A 1,395-nucleotide genomic window follows, 5' to 3' on the forward strand; every position below is an offset into this window, starting at 1 on the left:
GTTCGGTGGTGACCGTGAATTATTCGAGAATGCCATTAATGATATGTTGTTGGCAGTCATTCTTGCAATTGTACTTGTCTATATTGTTATGGCTGCACAGTTTGAATCGTTCAAATATCCATTTGTCATCATGTTCTCAGTCCCACTGATGATTATCGGAGTAGCACTGGGGTTGTTTATCACTCAGACTCCAGTCAGTATTACAGCAGTAATTGGCTTATTAGTGCTTGTAGGTATTGTAGTTAATAACGGGATTATGCTGGTCGATTTTATCAATCAACGCAAAAAAGAAGGATATAATTCTTATGATTCAATTGTTTCCTCAGCACGTGATCGAGTGAGACCGATATTAATGACCGCGCTAACCACGATTCTTGGTTTGTTGCCACTAGCGATTGGGATAGGTGAAGGAACTGAGATTAATCAACCTATGGGTATTGTCGTAATCGGTGGTCTGATCAGTTCGACATTGCTGACGCTGTATGTCATTCCAGTAATTTATAGTTTATTTGATCGTGAAACACGTCGAAGTGCAAAAGAACCGATATCTTGAACAGACAACGTCTATTAATAAATAGACGTTGTTTTTTGTTGTTAATTTTCGTACTATTCAATTATTAAGAGTTTCGGAGGAGAATATATGCAAATTCCATTAATTACTGGATTTCCTGGATTCATTGCACGGCAGATTATACAAGAGTTGATATCCCAAAACAAAGTAGAGACGATATACACATTGGTCTTATCTACTCAAATGAAACTCGCTAAAGAAATTTCCCAGGAAATTATGAAAGATTCTCCTAATGTAATGATTAAATTAGTAGAAGGGGATATCACATATCCAGGTTTGGATATTGCTACCGAGGAACTTGAAACACTTTGTAGAGAAGTAAACACGGTGTGGCATTTAGCTGCAATCTATGACTTGGCTGTTGCTAGAGATACCGCGTGGAAAGTAAATGTCCACGGTACGTATCACGTAAATGATTTTGTAAAAACGTTACCGAACTTAACGAGGTATATATATTTCAGTACGGCATATGTAGCAGGGAGCAGAGAAGGTCTACTACGTGAAGATGAATTGATTCGTCCTAAGGCGTTTAAAAATTATTATGAAGAAACGAAATTTGAAGCGGAAGTTCTGGTTGAAAAAATGAAGTCTTTAGTCCCGACAACGATTATCCGTCCAGGCATCGTACGGGGACATTCCATTTCAGGGGAAACAATAAAATTCGACGGTCCCTATTTCTTCATCAATATGATTGATAACCTAAGGAAGCTTCCAGTGATCCCTTACATCGGCAAGTCTCAATCATTGATAAATGTTGTACCAATCGATTTTGTTATTAAAGCAGTGGTATATTGCAGTGAGGATGTAGGTGCTATAGGTAAGAC

Annotated in this window: 2 protein-coding genes; both read left to right on the forward strand. The window is 38.0% G+C overall.

Annotated elements, in window-relative coordinates:
• Nucleotides 1-553, forward strand: a 553-nt coding sequence (locus AC1DSB_RS19345; protein ID WP_477587421.1) for an efflux RND transporter permease subunit, incomplete at its 5' end; no start/stop codon positions are given.
• A gap of 87 nt (nucleotides 554-640) precedes the next feature.
• Nucleotides 641-1,395, forward strand: a 755-nt coding sequence (locus AC1DSB_RS19350; RefSeq protein ID WP_477587422.1) for an SDR family oxidoreductase, incomplete at its 3' end; no start/stop codon positions are given.

The sequence above is a fragment of the Paenisporosarcina sp. P4_E4_2 genome (assembly GCF_056401595.1).